Genomic DNA, 13,986 nt, shown 5'->3' on the forward strand with positions numbered 1-13,986 from the left:
CACGGCGCTCGCCAAACCCGGGACAAAGGTCACCCAGGGCCCTGGTGGGACAGGGCCTGGGACATCAATCGTTCAAGACAGGGGGTGGTTCAGTCAGCGAGTGCTCAGCCGCGCGGTGCGCCCGGCTTGGCGGATTTCTCGGCGACCTTCGGGGCCTCGAAACTTTCCAGCATGCGGCGCTGGTCTTCGAGCTTGGCGAGGGTTGACTGGCTGGCCATCTCGACACCCTGGGCATCGACCTGGGCGCCCGGGCGAACCCGTTGCAGGCCGTTGACCACGATGCGATCACCCTTCACCAGACCGTTGCGAACGATGCGCAGGCCTTCGAGTTTCGGGCCCAGCTCGATACCGCGGTATTGCACCTTGCTGTCCTTGTCGAGCACCAGCACGAACTTCTTGCCAAGGTCGGTGCCGACCGCTTCGTCCTTGATCAGCGCGGCGGGATAGGTGCCGCTACCGACCAGCTTGATGCGGGCGTACAGGCCGGGGGTGAACTGGTTGGCGTCATTGTCGAACACGGCGCGACCACGGATGGTGCCGGTCTTGGGATTGACCTGGTTGTCCAGGAAGTCCAGGCGACCCTGGTGGGGGAAGCCGTCCTCGCCGGTCAGGCCCAGGTACACCGGGCTGGTGCCACGGGCGTCGGGGCCGCCCTTGCGGGCAAGGTCCACGTACTTCAGGTAGACGCGCTCATCGGCGTCGAAGTAGGCGTACACCTTGTCGGTGGAGACCAGGGTGGTCAGCACGCTTTCGCCGCTGTTCACCAGGTTGCCGGCGGTGACTTCGGCGCGCGAGACGCGGCCGTCGATGGGCGCGGTGATCTGGGTGAACGAGAGGTTCAGGCGGGCATTGTCCAGTTCCGCCTGGGTCGCCGCGACCACGGCTTTCGCCTCGGTGGCGGCAGCGGTGCGGGCGTCGGCGAGTTCCGCGGAAATGGCGTTGGTGGCGCGCAGGCGCTCGCCACGGGAGGCTTCGTTGACGGTCCGGGTCTGGTTGGCGCGAGCCTGTTGCAGCTGGGCTTCGAGGCGATGGACCTCGGCCTGGAACGGCCGCGGGTCGATCTGGAACAGCAGGTCGCCTTTCTTCACCAGCGCCCCTTCACGGAAGGCAACACGGTCGATGTAGCCGGAGACGCGCGGACGCAGTTCGACGGACTCCGGAGCCTCCAGGCGGCCGGTGAACTCGTCCCATTCGTTGATCGGCTGTTCGATGACATCCGCGACGCTGACCTTGGGGGCGGCCATGTTCTGTGCCGCCTCCTGGCCCTTGCCGCAGGCGCTGAGGACCAGCACGGCGGCTAACGCCAACGGAATACGCAAGGTGTTCAGATTTCGCTCCATGGAAAAGACTCCGGCGTTCTAATTGGTTTATGGATTTCTAATGGAGCGGAGTCTGCGTTCGCGGGGGCTCTGGAACTAATCGAACGAGCAGATTTTGATTATCACGCGCAGTGATAAATGCTTTTGCACTATGCGCACGAATAGATAGAAGAAGTGGGCACGGGGATTGCCGTGAGCGCGGGTAATCCATTGTCATGCGGATTTTTCCGCGATGATATTGCTGGTGGTCGTGTATTTCTGCGTCGCTTCGGCGTGCGCGCCAGGCTTGTATTTCGCCCCTTCGGGCGAGTCCCTTTTGGCAAACGTCGGATAGCCGCCCTCCCAAAAGGAACCAAAAAGTCTCGCCCCGGACATCCGGTTTTTCGCTTAGGCGAAAAATTCCCTCGTTGAACGGGGCCGTTCGGCGTGCGCGGGCGTTCCTCTGGAAGTCTCCTGGGAGCCGGAGCCTGGCTGGAGTTTCATACTCTTCGCAGGAGCGAGCTTGCTCGCGAACTGCATGGCGCGCCCCCCTGTAGGTGCGGGCCATGCCCGCGACCGCGCGCAAGGCGCGCACGTACAGGTCGAGTCCGTTGTCAGGCGTCAGAGACTGTCCGGATCACCCACGAACATGGTGATGCGCGAGCGCAGCCAGCGCTCGGCGGGGTCCTGGTCCTGGGCGCCGCGCCAGACCATGGAGAGCTCGGCCAGGCGCGTGGGGAAGGGTGGGTCCTCGGCGCGCAGGCCGCCGGCGGCGGTCAATGCCAGGGCCACGTACTCGGGCACGGTGGCGATGATGTCGGTGCCGGCCAGCAGTTGGGCGAGGCCGACGAACTGTGGCACGGCCAGCACGACCTGGCGCTTGCGGTCCATCTCGGCGAGGGTCTGGTCGACGAAGCCGTCCAGGTCGCCGGCGTAGGACACCAGTGCGTGCGGACGCGCGCAGTAGTCATCGAGGGTCAGCGCGCCGGGAATCGAATCGGCGCGCAGAATCTTCCAGGTGCTGCGGCGCAGGGTCTTGCGCTTGGCGTTGGCCGGCAGCTCATCGGTGTAGCTGACGCCCACGGAAATTTCTCCGGACGACAGCAGCTGCGGCATCAGCAGGTAGTTGGCGCGGCGCACCACCAGGGTGATGCCCGGAGCCTCGGAGCGCAGTCGGCGCAACAGCGGCGGCAGCAGGCCGAACTCCACGTCATCGGACAGGCCGATGCGAAACACCGCCTTGCTGGTGGCCGGATCGAAGTCGGCGGCGCGGCTCAGGGCGGTGGAGATGGAGTCCAGTGCCGGCGAGAGGTGGCCGAAGATTTCCTGCGCGCGCGCGGTGGGTTCCATGCTGCGTCCGGTGCGGACGAACAGCGGATCGTCGAACAGACCGCGCAGGCGCGCCAGGGCCGCACTGATCGCCGGCTGGCCGAGGAACAGCTTCTCGGCGGCGCGGGTCACGCTGCGTTCATGCATCAGCGTCTCGAAAACGATCAACAGGTTGAGATCAACCTTGCGTAGGTCGTTGCGGTTCATAGGGACTCCCTGGCGATGGGGGAAAAGTGGGGCCGAGCGTGTCCTGAGTCAAGTCTGTCAGATAAGTCCTTGATCAATTTCTACTTTTTTAATGAGAATCTCGCCCCGGCAGTGTGGTCAGACTCTGTATGAAGAGAGCCGCCCCGGTCCGTCCCCCAGCCCCGTCGCAGAGCCCCGCGGCCGCGTCGGACAAGGCTCGCAGGGTGGGCCGAATCATCGCCATTTATGTCAACTATCAATGGTGAACGGTGGCGTCACCCCTAAAGCCCGGATAGAGTCCGTGGCTATGAGCACTACTAAGGCGAGGTATGTGATGTCCCGCATGATCCGTTTCCACCAGTTCGGTGACGCCTCGGTCCTGAAGATCGAGGAAATGCCGACCCCGCAACCGGGGCCGGGTGAAGTGCTGGTCCGTACCCAGGCACTGGGCGTCAGTTGGCGCGATGTGCTCTGGCGGCAGAACCTCGCCCCGGATCAGGCCAAGTTGCCGGCGGGCATCGGCTATGAACTCTCCGGCATCGTCGAAGCCGTGGGCGAGGGCGTTGAAGACCTCGAGCCCGGCGTGGCGGTGGCCAGTTTCCCGGCGAACTCGCCGAACCTGTACCCAGCCTGGGGCGACCACGTCATCGTGCCGCGCACCTCGCTGACCCGTTATCCCGAGGTGCTGACCCCGGTCGAAGCCGCCGTGCACTACACCGGCCTGCTGTATTCCTACTTCGCCCTGGTGGAGTTGGCGCAGATCAAGCCCGGCCAGCGCGTGCTGATCACCGAGGCCGGTCATTGCCTCGCCCCGCAGGCGGTGCAGTTGGCCAAGGCGCTCGGCGCCCAGGTGATCGCCACCACCAGCCATGAGGAAACCCGCGAGTTTCTGAAAGGCCTGGGTGCGGACAAGATCATCTACACCGAGGAGCAGGACCTGGTATTGGAAGTCGAGCGCTTCACCAAGGGTGAAGGCGTGGAGATCGTCCTCGACCAGTGCGCCGGCCCGCAGATGAAACTGCTGGGTGACGTCGCCGCGCCGCGCGGCAAGCTGATCCTCTACGGCATCAATGGCGGCAACGACGCAGCCTTCCCGGCCTGCGCGGCGTTCAAGAAGCACCTGCAGTTCTACCGTCACTGCGTGCTGGACTTCACCGGGCAACCGGAGATCGGCCTGACCCGCAACGACGAAGCCGTGCAACGGGCGCTGACCGCGATCAACCAGATGACCGCCGACCAGCTGCTCAAGCCGAGCATCGACCGGGTGTTCGACTTCGCCCAGTACCGTGACGCCAACTACTACATGGAAACCTGCCCGGGCGGCGGCCGTGTGGTGATGAAGATGCCGGAGTGATCCGCCGTCGGTAGGTGAAAAAGCCACTCTTCGGAGTGGCTTTTTTATGGGCACCCATTTTTGCCGCCTCTGCGACGGGTAAAGACTTGCTGAAACGTTGGATGGATGGAGCCTAAGCGATACCCATGCTGTCGCCGCGCAGGATTGATGGGTACCGCTGCGCTCCACGCCGTGCTGCGTCGAGCACGAGCGACCTCTTCGAACTGGGCAGAATATCTGCTCGTTGGCAGCAAAGTATCGGAATAGAGCCTTCTATACATCGCAGCAACCGCCGCAGTATCAGGCAAGTTTCGGGAGAAGCAGGCAAACCGCTCGGCGCTTTCCTCGCGTATTGTCGCGGCAGCGGCCGGCCTCTGCGCCTAGGCTGAATCCATTGCGTGTCGGAGCCGCAGCGCTTCGCCTCCATTCCATCACCCGCATGAAGAGGTGAATTTCCTGATGATTACCGTGAACCTGAATGGCAAGGACCATGAGCTCGACGCTCCCGGCGAGATGCCCTTGCTCTGGGCCATACGCGACGTCGCCGGCCTGACCGGCACCAAGTACGGCTGCGGCATGGCGTTGTGCGGCGCCTGCACCGTGCACATCGATGGCCAGCCGACGCGCTCCTGCGTCACTCCGCTGGCGGCGGTGGCCGGCAAGAAGATCACCACCATCGAGGCGGTGGCCGAGCAGGCCGCCGGCAAGGCGGTGCAGGAGGCCTGGCGCAAGCTCGACGTGGTGCAGTGCGGCTACTGCCAGTCCGGGCAGATCATGTCGGCCACCGCGCTGCTGGCCTCGAACAAGCAGCCCAGCGACGCCGACATCGACGCGGCCATGAGCGGCAACATCTGCCGCTGCGCCACCTATGCGCGGATCCGCGCGGCCATCCACGACGCCGCCCAGACCCTGGCCTGAGGACCGACACCATGCTCGAACCCCGTATCGACCAGCAGCCGGCCGAGGCCGGCAGCATCCTCAACGTCAGCCGCCGCAGCTTCCTGCGTGGCGCCGGCGGCCTGGCCCTGGGCATCTATTTCGCGCCGCTGCTGGGCAAGCTGGGTGATGCCCAGGCCGCCAGCGATTTCGAAGCCAACGCCTTCGTGCGCATTGCTCCGGACGGCACCGTTACCGTGATCGCCAAGCACGTGGAAATGGGCCAGGGCAGCTACACCGGCCTCGCCACCCTGGTGGCCGAGGAACTGGATGCCGACTGGAGCCACGTGCAGGTCGAAGGCGCGCCGGCCGACGCCAAGCGCTACGCCAACCTGGCCTTCGGCAACCTGCAGGGCACCGGCGGCAGCAACGCCATGGCCAACTCCTTCGAGCAGATGCGCAAGGCCGGCGCCAGTGCCCGCGCCATGCTGGTGGGCGCAGCGGCGGAACAGTGGAAGGTGCCTGCAGCCGAGATCCAGGTGCACGACGGCGTCGTCACTCACCCGGCTTCCGGGCGCAAGGCCGGCTTCGGCGAGCTGGCCGAGGCGGCGGCGAAGCAACCGGTGCCGGCAGACGTGAAACTGAAGGAACCGAAAGACTTCAAGCTGATTGGCCAGGTACAACTGCCGCGCAAGGACAGCCCCTCGAAAACCGACGGCACTGCTCAGTTCACCCAGGACGTTCACCTGCCCGACATGCTGGTGGCGGTGGTCGCGCACCCGCCGCGCTTCGGCGGCATACCGGCCAAGGTCGATGCAAGCAAGGCCAAGGCCGTGCCCGGCGTGGTCGACGTGGTGCAGTTCCCCGGCAGCGAGCGGCGCTTCGCCGGCGTCGCGGTGCTGGCGAAGAACACCTGGGCCGCGCGCCAGGGTCGCGATGCATTGCAGGTCGAGTGGGATGAGACCAAGGCCTTCACGATGGGCAGCAAGGAAATCTTCGCCCAGTACCGCGATCTGGCCAGCAAGCCGGGCCTGGTGGCGCGCAACGACGGCGACGTTGCCAAGGCGCTGGAGAAGCCGGCGCACCTGATCGAGGCCGAGTACCAGTTTCCCTATCTCGCCCATGCCGCCATGGAGCCGCTGAACTGCGTGGTGTTCCTCAAGGAGGACGGTTGCCAGATCTGGAACGGCGAGCAGTGGCAGACCGGCGACCAGATGTCGGTGGCGCAGTTGCTGGGGATGCCGCCCGAGCAGGTGAGCATCACTCAGCTGTACGCCGGCGGCAGCTTCGGCCGCCGCGCCAATCCGCATTCGGACTACGTGCTGGAAGCGGTCGCGATCGCCAAGGCAGCCCGCGAGCAGGGCGTGAAGGTGCCGATCAAGATGGTCTGGACCCGCGAGGACGACACCCGCGCGGGCTATTACCGCCCGGCCTTCCTGCACCGCGCACGGCTGGCGGTGGACGCCCAGGGCAATCTGGTGGGCTGGGAACAGCGGCTGGTGGGGCAGTCCTTCATCATCGGCACGCCGTTCGAGACGTTCATGGTCAAGGACGGTGTCGACAAGATCGCCGTCGAGGGCGCCGCCGACCTGCCGTACGCCGTGCCCAACCTGCGCGTGGAGCAGGCGCTGGCGGAAAACGTCACGGTGCCGACCCAGTGGTGGCGTTCGGTGGGCCACACCCACACGGCGTTCTCCACCGAGACGCTGGTGGACGAAGCCGCCATCGCCGCCAAGCAGGACCCGTACGAGTTTCGCCGCAAGCTGCTGGAGAAGCACCCGCGCCATCGCGGTGCGCTGGAACTGGCAGCGCAGCGGGCGAACTGGCTGGCGCCGCTGGAGAAGGGCAAGGACGGTGAGCAGCGCGGCCGCGGTATCGCCGTGCACGAGTCGTTCGGCAGCTTCGTCGCGCAGGTAGTGGAAGTGACCTGCAAGGCCGACAAGAGCTTCAAGGTGGACCGCGTGGTCTGTGCGGTGGATTGCGGCCTGGCGATCAACCCGGACGTGATCAAGGCGCAGATGGAAGGCGGTATCGGTTTTGCCCTGTCGGCGGCGCTGCACAGCGCCATCACGCTGACCGACGGCAAGGTCGACCAGTCCAACTTCCACGACTTCCAGGTGCTGCGGATCAACGAGATGCCGGTGGTGGAGGTGCACATCGTGCCGTCGGCCGAGCCGCCGACCGGTGTCGGCGAGCCGGGCGTGCCGCCCCTGGCGCCGGCACTGGCCAATGCGCTGTTCGCGGCGACCGGCAAGCGCATTCGAACCTTGCCGATCGGCAACCAGCTGCAGGCGTGAGGCTCGCGGCCTGAAGCAATAGCCCCGCGAATGCGGGGCTATTGCGTTGCAGGGTCTACGCTGAAAGAACCGCCTGGTCCTGCTCGCAGATCAGCTCGCGCAGCGCCCTGCGTTCGGCCGGCGGTGTGGCGGCGCTGAGCAGGGCGAGGCCGCCGTCTTCATCGGGGACGGCGATTTCGGTCTCGAAGTGCAATTGCACCTCATCCAGGGTGATGTAGGTGATGCGGTAGGCCGCGTCAGGGCTGTGCATGGGCAAGGACATGGTCGCAGGCTCGATGAGGGGAGGGCGCAGGCCCGATGACTTCATCCTCGCGCCAGGCGGGCAAGCTCGGAAGTGAAACGCCGTGATGGTGAACATCACGAAAGGCGATGGTGTCGGCGAGATTTTCCGGCAGTTGTCATGCAGGACGGGTATCCTGCGCGGGCGTGCCCACACCGGGCACTTTGTAAATCGAATTGGAGCAGTGACATGAGCCGCGACAAGCAGCTTTTCCCGGAAGACGAAATCGGCGATGCCCTGTGGGCCCTGCAGGAAGACGGCGAAGACCTCTCCCTCGAGCATGAGGTGGAGTTCGCGGTGATCTTCCCGGACGAGCAGTCCGCCCTGGACTTCGCCATCATGCTGCTGCAGAACGGGCAGAAGGTGGCGTACTCCGAGTACGACGGCAACGACAAGCTGCCCTGGCAGGTCCTGGCCTACCCGGTGATGGAGCTCAGCCACGAGCACATCAGCGGCTACGCGGCGCTGCTGTCCGAGCACTCCGCTGACCTGGGCGGTCAGATGGACGGCTGGTCGGCGCTCTGATCGGCTGATGCTGCATGGAAACGGCGCCTTCGGGCGCCGTTTTTCTTTGTTATGCGCCCTACGGCTGAAAGTCCGCGCTGGCGCGGCGCGCGAAAAACTTCGTGATCATGATGCAATAAACCACAGAGCGAGCCTTTGAATACTCTGCAATCTAATCGCAGCCCTGGCAATCAGCTCTGCATGTAACGCGAGGCTCCACCAATTCGCACACCCACCCACATTAACCAGGCCCTCCATCGAGCAATGCCGGTCGCGCGCAATGCCTCGCGAAATATCCTGTCTGCGCTCTTACGCGGCACCAGGCCGCTGGAGTACAGCCAGTCGTGCAGCGTGGCGGCGGCGTGACCATAGGCGCCGACCAGGTCGAACACGACCGGGACTCGCGGCACGCTGGCGAAGTCCGTTTCGAAGGCGCGGGCGACGGCAATGCGCCCGTGCTCGGCGTCCTCATAGACGAACTCGCTCAGTAGCTTCCAGGTCTTGCGGTCGCCCTGCAGTTCGACCTGCAGAGCTGTCACAAAGCGGCTCATGCTGGCCAGCCCTGGTCGAGCAGAACATCGGTATAGGTGCCCGCCTTCAGCATGGAGAGCAGCTCCGCCTCACGGTCGAAACAGACCTGCACGTGGGCGCGTATGGTGCTGGCAATACTGATGATCTGTTGCGCGTCCAAGTCGATGAAGCCCTCGCCGGTCTTCCACTGGCAGTGGTAGTTCGAGTCGATCACGGCGGCCAGCGCCGCGCCGGTCACCAGAGCTTGGCTATCGCGGTCAGTTGGCAGGTGCATGCCGTTAACGGTGATTCCAGCTGTCTCGGCCTGGTAGCGGCGGTCGGCGATGATCGCCGCGTGGTTCAAAGGTCGCTCAACAAGCGTTGGCGAGCCGTGAGCGTCGGCCACAATCTGCTTTCCCTGGCTCTGTCCTTTGAGAAGCGCCTCGTATTGTTCCTGGGTCAGCTCGACCGCATCGTCGGGAATGTCTGCGCCGTGGATATCCGGGCGGTAGAAGCCATGCGTGGTAGCGGAATAGAACATGCTGAGTCCTCAATATCCGATGACGATGTAGCCGACCGGCACGTTGCCGGTGTTGACCTGGGCGCGGATGGTGGTTTTCGGGGTGGGGGAAGTCACGGTGTTGGCAAAGGCAACGACCGAACCAGACGAGATGCTGACCTGTACCGAATACACAAGTACGGCGTTGGGGAAGGCCAGGGGGTAGGCCTGTTCGGTCGGCGTGGTGGTGACGCCGGGAATGACCCCCCACTGGAGAATCAGCCCGCTTGGCAGCTTCTGATACCCGTTAGCGGCGGTAGAAAACGCGAAGCCCGCAGACGCCCCGAGCTGGATACCTCCCCAGCCATACCAGGAGTTCCCGCCGACGTAAGCGATTGTCACCGTATCGCCTGCGCCCAGGGTGAAGGTGCGCGCTGTGCTGTTGCCGACGCCGTACAGGCTTTGCCCTGCAGGGGCCTGCACAGTGACAGTACCGTTACCGGTGTTGTTTATCTGGAACCTCGCGCCCACCGCCTCGGCTGTGCCAGACGGCAAGGTCACGGTGATGTTGCCAGCGCAGTTGATGAGCTGCCCTGCGAGGTCCAGCGTCAGCGCCCTGGTCGAGGTGACGGTGGCCTGAGTGGCGAAGTTACCCAGTGCCCGCTTTACGAACTCAGTCGTGGCGAGGCTGGTGTCGTTGTCGAACTGCGGCGCAGTCGGTGCTTGCGGGTTCCCCGTGAATACCGGGCTGGCGGTGGCCGCGAATACCGTCCAGTCAGACCAGGTCGGCGTGGCGCTGGTACCTCCTGAAGAGACGCGCTGCGCCATCTGATTGCTCTGCGTCGACCTTACGACCTGCACAACCTGGAAGGTGCCATCGACACCATTGCGCAGGCGGTAGCCGACGGTGTTATTGGTGCCGAACCCAGGCGGCATATCCGTGGTTGTTGCGATGGTGCGGTAATCACCGGCAACAATGTTGGAGCAATCATTCAACGAGGTGTTTGGCCAGATAGGCTGGTACGCCGGAGCGCCGAGGCCAAACGACTCAATGAGAGTTCGGACGAATGCTGTGGTAGCGATCTGAGTGGTCTTCGTGTCGGCTGTTGCCGTGGGCGCCGTTGGGGTGCCGCTGAAGGTGGGGCTGGCTACCGGTGCGGCACCAAGTGTCGTACGTGCAGTGGCCGCATCCACATCATCGAGCAGCGTTCGGATAAAAGCTGTCAGCGGAGTCACGGCAAAGCTGTCGACCCCATTAGCAAAGATCAGCCGGTCCGCCACCACTGTGACCCCAGCGAGCGCCGTCAATGTGTCATCTAGCGGCTGCTTGCCACTTCCCAGGCTTTCCACCTGGCCCTTCAGCCAGAGTGTCCGGTTTGCGAGCTGCTTGGCCTGCAGGTTGTCGATGCCATCCGGGCCGCCCAGGACGGGGTCTGTGGTTTCCAACTGGTAAATACCCGCTACCCAGGTAGCGGACTCACTCAAAGTGGCCATCAGGCACTCCCTCTATTGTATTGGCCGTCTCGGTAGATCTTGCCGTTGTGGCGGTTTGCAGCTGCCTGGAAATCCAGACTGATTAGGTGGCAACGCGTTGGCGCCTGATCAATTAGTGCGCGCCGCAGCATGGTTGCTTGGTCGTTGGTGATGGGTTGCTCCAGGAACACGCGGTATTGCGACCATGCGGTGCGCTCGCCATGGAGATAAACGCCGTTGTGTCGGATGCTGCCGTCACGGGGGCGGCCGCTCAGCCCTTCGATCAGGGTGATTTCGCCGAAGCCAAGGCGCCGAACAACCTCACGTACCGCCCAAGGTGTGCCCTTGTAGCGGTGGAGCGCGATGGAGCCTTTCACCAGTTCGCGCCGAGCATCCTCCGACTCGGCGAGGCGCCAAGCCGTCTCATCGAGGAGCGAGAACTGATCCGCCAGGACGGGGAGTAGCGATGCCTTCACCTGGTCGACCAGGTAGACGAGCATTACGCTGAGATCGATCTCGGCGAAGCATTCCTGCAGCAGCTCACATAGCTGCGAGAAGCGCTCGTCGCTGGCTAGCGCAGGCGGTAGCTGCAAGTCAGCCATCAGCGACACCCGCATCGATCAACTCGATGCCGACGCAGTTCGCCCATTCGTGTGCGTGGACGGTAGCCAGCGCGGGCAGCTCCAGCGCCGCCCGGTAGACACCGTTCACCTGCAGTGCAGCGATCAGCTGCTCCGGGACAACATCCCGCCCGAGACCTGCTCGCCGATTTGCGGCATATCCTTCAGCGGCGAGCTGGGCAGCTGCCAAGCTGGTACTGCGCTCGGCTGATGCGAAGAAGGTCAGGTGCGCCTTGATTGACCAGGTCACCTCAACGGCAGCGAGGGCATTCACAGTGTCACAGAGCGGACGAACCTTCTCCGCAGAGAGCTTTGACTTGACGGTGTCCAGCATACTGGCGCCAGGGAGACCATCCGCCAGCAGCACATAGACGTCAACGTTGCCATCAGTTGGGCCGCTGGGGTCGTCTGGGCCAAGCACCGTGACATCCAGGATCGACTGATGTGCAGCCAAGGCGTGATACCGGTAGGCCCCACGGCTGCCAGCGGTTGTGTAGGCCTCAGGTGCCAGGATGATGCGCTCCCGGTAGCGTTCATCGCCTTCTTCATCCGCACCATCAGTGCTCTCTGTGATGTTCGTAACGGTCAACCCACTCAGCGGGGCCGTCGGCAAGGTGTTCAGCTGGCCGACAGCCCATCCATTCCCTGCAACACCAACGGTGTCACAGGTCGCCGAGGCGCTGACCTGCGTCGAGCCTGCCGGAATTGATACGTCCTGGTCCGTAGCAAAAGCCACCTTGCCATCGGAGGTGGTGGCACGAGTGCCAGCGGGAATGATGCGAGTGCCGGTGGCCACCGGCGCAGTGAAGCGCAAGATCGTGTTGGCCGCGCCTGCGAGCAGGCGTGGTGTGCTGACCAGGTCGCCCAGGTAGTCGAGGATAGGCCCGTTGCTGTAGCGCACCAGGAGCTGCTCGCCAGCGTGCTGGATGGCCGTGAGGATTAGCGTTTTGGCATAGGCGACCTGGTCAATGAACAGGCGCTCCACCTGCGCCGGGTACAGTGTTTTGCCAGACTTCTCTTCATAGCGCCTGACCAGGTCAGCCTCAATGGCCGCAGGGTCGATATGGACGAACTCAGGCGGCGGTAGAGCGGCCATAGGTCACCTCCGTCAGCTGGGGAACCCCATCCGCTACACGCCATCTCACCCGCACAGTGATGTGTTCAGCCTCGATGCCGACAAGCACCTGCTCAGTCGTTACCCGGGCTTCCCAGCGACGGATAGCTTCCACGGACTCGCGCACCAGGTGCGGGGTGACGCGGTTCACCGGCCAGTCCAGATAGTCGAAAAGGCGGCTGCCGAACTCCGGCCGATGCGGGTCGGCTCCCAGCGGGGTAGTCAGGATGATCCGGATGGCCTGGTCGATGTCGCGCAGGCCGGTGACGACATCGCCAGGCGTACCGAGGGCCGGCTGCCAGTGGGCGGAAGTGATGTTTGTGTAGGTGATGGGCGTGGTCATGAGCCCATGGTGAGGAAAACTAGCGGAGCAGCCTTTTAATCGGGTTTAAAGACAGCTCTAATTCTTCCGTCAATCCACGCGATTCCAAGGAGACAGGAATGTCTGCCCCTTTCACCGCCCCGAAGTTCATGCTGTCTCGATTCAACTGCCCCCATTGCTTGGCGTTCGCTCATGTCAACTGGGGGCGGCTCGGTGGGCAGGAAGGCTATACCGACTTCTATGAGGCTATTTGCACCTCATGTGGAGGCACCTGTATCTGGAAGGGGGAGATCTCTGCTGCGCCAACCGCACAGGCCATTCTCCTTAACACGCACACTGAAGGGTCGATGATTTACCCTCCTGTCTGTATGGTGCCTGCCGCGAGCCACGACATGCCGGGGGCTATTGCGGCCGACTTTGAGGAAGCGCGTAAAGTGTTCGCCAGCTCGCCGAGGGCAGCTGCAGCTTTACTGCGACTTTGCGTGCAGAAGCTCTGTGAGCACCTGCTGGGCAAGCCAGGGGACATCAACCAACAAATCGCTGAGCTCGTGCGAAACGGACTTCCCCTGCGAGTTCAACAAGCTCTGGATACCATTCGAGTCACCGGTAATAACGCGGTCCATCCGGGCGTTATGAACGTCGAAGACCGCCCAGAATTGGTTGCTCCCCTGTTTGGCATTGTGAACTTCATCGTTGAGAACCAAATAACGATGCATGCGACAGTCAACAATCTGTTCCAAGGGCTACCAGATGGCATCAAAGCCGCTATCGAGAAACGGGATACGCCCAAGACCTAGTGCGTATGGTGGTTAGAGTTACCACCAACATCCATCACTGCACCCGCTGCATTGACGTTGCCGTCCACCTGCAGGTCGCCCTTGATGGTCGTCAGGGGCGTATCCAGGGCGACGGCAGGTGCCTTTAATGTCACGGCTGCTGCCGCTTCTATATCGACCGCGCCGACAAACAGCACCTGGAGCTTGCTCGCCGCGCGATCATAGGCAACCTGAGTGCCGTCACTGAAGCGCACCAGGTCCGTGTCCGCATCGACCGCCGGCGGAGGTTCGGCGCTGGAATACACGCCTCCCAACCACACGCCGTCCACGCCGTTGTCATCGAGGAGCACGGCCCCTTGCTCATTCAGCTCGGGCATCAGCGGTCGGCGCTGAGTGCCCTGGGTGTTCCGCTGTGGAACATGCAGCCAGTAGCTCTCCACCCCATCCCGTGAATCCAGACGCACCCGAAGCCGGCAGGTTTGATAGTCCAAGGCCGTGACGATTCCGAATTCAAGCTCGGCCATGGCCATGCCACTCCCAGACGTACGACCAGTATTCCCGAGACCAGT

The 13,986-nt window shown here is 63.6% G+C and carries 15 protein-coding genes; 5 read left to right on the forward strand and 10 right to left on the reverse strand.

All coding sequences use genetic code 11. From position 1 onward, the window contains the following. Nucleotides 1-104 precede the first annotated feature (104 nt). Together mexE and AC1ZV1_RS13185 are read right to left on the reverse strand one after the other, a co-directional pair. Nucleotides 105-1,340 carry a multidrug efflux RND transporter periplasmic adaptor subunit MexE gene (gene mexE / locus AC1ZV1_RS13180; protein WP_484297121.1) on the reverse strand — a complete coding sequence of 412 codons (1,236 nt, stop codon included), beginning with the start codon at nt 1,338-1,340 and terminating at the stop codon, nt 105-107. Nucleotides 1,341-1,919: 579 nt separating this feature from the next. Next, complete coding sequence (locus AC1ZV1_RS13185; RefSeq protein WP_233298698.1) at nt 1,920-2,834, reverse strand: LysR family transcriptional regulator; 915 nt, start codon at nt 2,832-2,834, stop codon at nt 1,920-1,922. 313 nt (nt 2,835-3,147) lie between these two features. Between AC1ZV1_RS13185 and AC1ZV1_RS13190 the strand changes: the two genes are divergently transcribed. The 3 genes from AC1ZV1_RS13190 (at nt 3,148) to AC1ZV1_RS13200 (ending at nt 7,319) form a co-directional block, all read left to right on the forward strand. Beyond that, nucleotides 3,148-4,167, forward strand: coding sequence for a zinc-dependent alcohol dehydrogenase family protein (locus AC1ZV1_RS13190; protein WP_081516799.1), 1,020 nt, complete (start codon nt 3,148-3,150; stop codon nt 4,165-4,167). Nucleotides 4,168-4,605: 438 nt separating this feature from the next. Next, nucleotides 4,606-5,064 carry a (2Fe-2S)-binding protein gene (locus AC1ZV1_RS13195; protein WP_253453838.1) on the forward strand — a complete coding sequence of 153 codons (459 nt, stop codon included), beginning with the start codon at nt 4,606-4,608 and terminating at the stop codon, nt 5,062-5,064. 11 nt (nt 5,065-5,075) lie between these two features. Then, a complete protein-coding gene (locus AC1ZV1_RS13200; RefSeq protein ID WP_484297122.1) occupies nt 5,076-7,319 on the forward strand; it encodes a xanthine dehydrogenase family protein molybdopterin-binding subunit in 2,244 nt (747 codons plus the stop codon). Nucleotides 7,320-7,374: 55 nt separating this feature from the next. Here AC1ZV1_RS13200 and ptrC read toward each other — a convergent pair whose 3' ends face one another. Further along, entirely contained in the window at nt 7,375-7,581 is a 207-nt protein-coding gene (gene ptrC / locus AC1ZV1_RS13205) for a type III secretion system co-regulatory protein PtrC (protein WP_484297123.1), read from the reverse strand. Between the two features lie 207 nt (nt 7,582-7,788). On the opposite strand from ptrC, the gene AC1ZV1_RS13210 reads away from it, so the two are divergent. After that, nucleotides 7,789-8,124: a ribonuclease E inhibitor RraB gene (locus tag AC1ZV1_RS13210; protein ID WP_024762270.1), complete on the forward strand. Its 336-nt coding sequence runs from the start codon at nt 7,789-7,791 to the stop codon at nt 8,122-8,124. Between the two features lie 170 nt (nt 8,125-8,294). On the opposite strand, the gene AC1ZV1_RS13215 is transcribed toward AC1ZV1_RS13210, so the two are convergent. The 6 genes from AC1ZV1_RS13215 to AC1ZV1_RS13240 are packed head-to-tail and all read right to left on the reverse strand — an operon-like array spanning nt 8,295 to nt 12,662. Continuing rightward, nucleotides 8,295-8,654, reverse strand: coding sequence for a DUF1353 domain-containing protein (locus AC1ZV1_RS13215; RefSeq protein WP_484297124.1), 360 nt, complete (start codon nt 8,652-8,654; stop codon nt 8,295-8,297). After that, nucleotides 8,651-9,154 (reverse strand): DUF4376 domain-containing protein, encoded by a 504-nt coding sequence (locus AC1ZV1_RS13220; protein WP_484297125.1) that lies wholly within the window; start codon nt 9,152-9,154, stop codon nt 8,651-8,653. The genes AC1ZV1_RS13215 and AC1ZV1_RS13220 overlap by 4 nt, the downstream gene beginning before the upstream one ends. Nucleotides 9,155-9,163: 9 nt before the next feature. After that, nucleotides 9,164-10,606 (reverse strand): gp53-like domain-containing protein, encoded by a 1,443-nt coding sequence (locus AC1ZV1_RS13225; RefSeq protein WP_484297126.1) that lies wholly within the window; start codon nt 10,604-10,606, stop codon nt 9,164-9,166. Beyond that, nucleotides 10,606-11,187, reverse strand: coding sequence for a phage tail protein (locus tag AC1ZV1_RS13230; protein ID WP_484297127.1), 582 nt, complete (start codon nt 11,185-11,187; stop codon nt 10,606-10,608). The genes AC1ZV1_RS13225 and AC1ZV1_RS13230 overlap by 1 nt, the downstream gene beginning before the upstream one ends. Further along, complete coding sequence (locus tag AC1ZV1_RS13235; protein ID WP_484297128.1) at nt 11,180-12,301, reverse strand: baseplate assembly protein; 1,122 nt, start codon at nt 12,299-12,301, stop codon at nt 11,180-11,182. Before AC1ZV1_RS13235 ends, AC1ZV1_RS13230 begins: the two co-directional genes overlap by 8 nt. Then, nucleotides 12,279-12,662, reverse strand: a complete 384-nt coding sequence (locus AC1ZV1_RS13240) for a GPW/gp25 family protein (protein WP_484297129.1) — start codon at nt 12,660-12,662, stop codon at nt 12,279-12,281. The genes AC1ZV1_RS13235 and AC1ZV1_RS13240 overlap by 23 nt, the downstream gene beginning before the upstream one ends. 98 nt (nt 12,663-12,760) lie before the next feature. Between AC1ZV1_RS13240 and AC1ZV1_RS13245 the strand changes: the two genes are divergently transcribed. After that, the gene (locus AC1ZV1_RS13245) at nt 12,761-13,438 is read left to right on the forward strand and encodes a DUF4145 domain-containing protein (protein WP_484297130.1); all 678 of its coding nucleotides are present in this window, start codon (nt 12,761-12,763) and stop codon (nt 13,436-13,438) included. Here AC1ZV1_RS13245 and AC1ZV1_RS13250 read toward each other — a convergent pair. Then, complete coding sequence (locus AC1ZV1_RS13250) at nt 13,435-13,941, reverse strand: phage baseplate assembly protein V (protein ID WP_484297131.1); 507 nt, start codon at nt 13,939-13,941, stop codon at nt 13,435-13,437. The two genes, AC1ZV1_RS13245 and AC1ZV1_RS13250, sit on opposite strands and share 4 nt — an antisense overlap. Nucleotides 13,942-13,986 lie beyond the last annotated feature (45 nt).

The sequence above is a fragment of the Pseudomonas sp. BB438 genome, assembly GCF_057180225.1.

What these genes read in the sequence shown, in the direction of transcription:
- AC1ZV1_RS13220 (WP_484297125.1), bottom strand. Translation starts at nt 9,154, where the DNA reads ATGTTCTATTCCGCTACCACGCATGGCTTCTACCGCCCGGATATCCAC.
- AC1ZV1_RS13215 (WP_484297124.1), bottom strand. Translation starts at nt 8,654, where the DNA reads ATGAGCCGCTTTGTGACAGCTCTGCAGGTCGAACTGCAGGGCGACCGC.
- AC1ZV1_RS13240 (WP_484297129.1), bottom strand. Translation starts at nt 12,662, where the DNA reads ATGACCACGCCCATCACCTACACAAACATCACTTCCGCCCACTGGCAG.
- AC1ZV1_RS13250 (WP_484297131.1), bottom strand. Translation starts at nt 13,941, where the DNA reads ATGGCCGAGCTTGAATTCGGAATCGTCACGGCCTTGGACTATCAAACC.
- AC1ZV1_RS13225 (WP_484297126.1), bottom strand. Translation starts at nt 10,606, where the DNA reads ATGGCCACTTTGAGTGAGTCCGCTACCTGGGTAGCGGGTATTTACCAG.
- ptrC (WP_484297123.1), bottom strand. Translation starts at nt 7,581, where the DNA reads ATGTCCTTGCCCATGCACAGCCCTGACGCGGCCTACCGCATCACCTAC.
- AC1ZV1_RS13235 (WP_484297128.1), bottom strand. Translation starts at nt 12,301, where the DNA reads ATGGCCGCTCTACCGCCGCCTGAGTTCGTCCATATCGACCCTGCGGCC.
- AC1ZV1_RS13195 (WP_253453838.1), top strand. Translation starts at nt 4,606, where the DNA reads ATGATTACCGTGAACCTGAATGGCAAGGACCATGAGCTCGACGCTCCC.
- AC1ZV1_RS13210 (WP_024762270.1), top strand. Translation starts at nt 7,789, where the DNA reads ATGAGCCGCGACAAGCAGCTTTTCCCGGAAGACGAAATCGGCGATGCC.
- AC1ZV1_RS13230 (WP_484297127.1), bottom strand. Translation starts at nt 11,187, where the DNA reads ATGGCTGACTTGCAGCTACCGCCTGCGCTAGCCAGCGACGAGCGCTTC.
- AC1ZV1_RS13185 (WP_233298698.1), bottom strand. Translation starts at nt 2,834, where the DNA reads ATGAACCGCAACGACCTACGCAAGGTTGATCTCAACCTGTTGATCGTT.
- mexE (WP_484297121.1), bottom strand. Translation starts at nt 1,340, where the DNA reads ATGGAGCGAAATCTGAACACCTTGCGTATTCCGTTGGCGTTAGCCGCC.
- AC1ZV1_RS13190 (WP_081516799.1), top strand. Translation starts at nt 3,148, where the DNA reads ATGTCCCGCATGATCCGTTTCCACCAGTTCGGTGACGCCTCGGTCCTG.
- AC1ZV1_RS13245 (WP_484297130.1), top strand. Translation starts at nt 12,761, where the DNA reads ATGTCTGCCCCTTTCACCGCCCCGAAGTTCATGCTGTCTCGATTCAAC.
- AC1ZV1_RS13200 (WP_484297122.1), top strand. Translation starts at nt 5,076, where the DNA reads ATGCTCGAACCCCGTATCGACCAGCAGCCGGCCGAGGCCGGCAGCATC.